At 54.6% G+C, this 1,337-nt stretch carries 1 protein-coding gene; it reads right to left on the bottom strand.

The window, feature by feature from the left end; translation table 11 throughout:
- Positions 1-38: 38 nt before the first annotated feature.
- A protein-coding gene (locus ACOTXL_RS23765; protein ID WP_094487604.1) for an IS3 family transposase occupies positions 39-1,246 on the bottom strand; the annotation gives its coding sequence in 2 pieces (ribosomal slippage) (positions 39-925 and positions 925-1,246; 1,209 coding nt in all).
- Between the last annotated feature and the right edge of the window lie 91 nt (positions 1,247-1,337).

Genomic DNA, 1,337 nt, shown 5'->3' with positions numbered 1-1,337 from the left:
GTGATCTTGACCCTCCATCTCCGAACAGCTTTTGTATCTTAAGTTAACGATGTCCGCTGCCGCCGGTATTCCCTCGGGGAGTGATATCCCAGCGCGCTGTGCGGGTGGTTTTCATTGTAATGCGTGAACGCTACTGCAAGGTTTCGCAGTGCTGTTCTCACATCCGGTTTTGGCATGAACGCGATATAGTCTTCTTTCATCGTTTTCACGAACCGTTCGGCCATGCCATTACTCTGCGGGCTGCTCACCGCTGTTGTGCAGGGCTCCAGATTCAGCTCTCTCGCGAACCTCCGCGTTTCATACGCGGTATACGCTGAACCGTTATCCGTCAGCCACTGCACCGCTGTGTCGGGCAACCTGTCGCCGAAGCGCTTTTCCACCGACCTCAGCATCACATCCTGCACGGTCGAACTGTCATAGCCTCCCGTGCTTGCTGCCCAGTCTATGGCCTCACGGTCGCAGCAGTCCAGCGCGAACGTTACCCGCAGTTTTTCGCCGTTGTCGCAGCCGAACTCGAAGCCATCTGAACACCAGCGCATATCGCTTTCTGCCACCGCTATCTTGCCCTTATGTTCACGCTTCGGTCGCTCTGGTTTGTGATGCAACAACAACAGGTTATGCTCACGCATTATCCTGTAAAGCCGTTTGGCATTCACAGGTGGCTGTCCCTCTGTGCGACGTTGCTTGCGCAGGATGCCCCACACGCGTCGATAACCATAACTCGGCATATCGCTGATAATGTTGAGGATAGCCGACAGTATTTCTGCGTCTGCTTCTTCATTACGCCGGTTACAGCGCCTGTCCTGCCAGTCGGCAGAACGGTTAATCCGCAGTGACAGTTGCGCACGCGACACGCCCATGGTCCGGCAGACCATGGCTATTCCCCGTCCTTTGGCAACAAGGGCGCGTGCGCTATCCATTTTCGCGACTGACCGTACTCCACGGCTTCTTTCAGGATCTCAACTTCCATCGTCTTCTTGCCCAGAAGGCGCTGAAGCTCCCGGACCTGCTTCAGAGCAGCAGTAAGCTCAGAAGCAGGAACGACTTCCTCTCCAGCCGCAACGGCGGTGAGGCTGCCTTCCTGATATTGCTTCTTCCACTTAAACAGCAGGCTGGGCTGGATACCATGCAGGCGGGCGACATGGGAGACATTCATACCCGGCTCCATCGTCTGCTGGATAATGGCGATCTTCTCCTGAGGAGTTTTACGTTTACGGACTTCTTGCCCTAACAGGATCCCGGTCATCTCAAAATTGGCGTTAGTGTTAGACATATATTCAAGCCTATCTCTTATCTGGAGATACAGCTACTGTCCGGTGTTTCAGGGGGCTACATCA

The sequence above is a fragment of the Enterobacter cloacae complex sp. IR5402 genome, from assembly GCF_049238125.1.
Taxonomy (GTDB): Bacteria; Pseudomonadota; Gammaproteobacteria; order Enterobacterales; family Enterobacteriaceae; genus Enterobacter; species Enterobacter hormaechei_C.
Note: the sequence above shows the minus strand (reverse complement) of the source record. Positions and strands in the feature narration are given on the sequence as shown.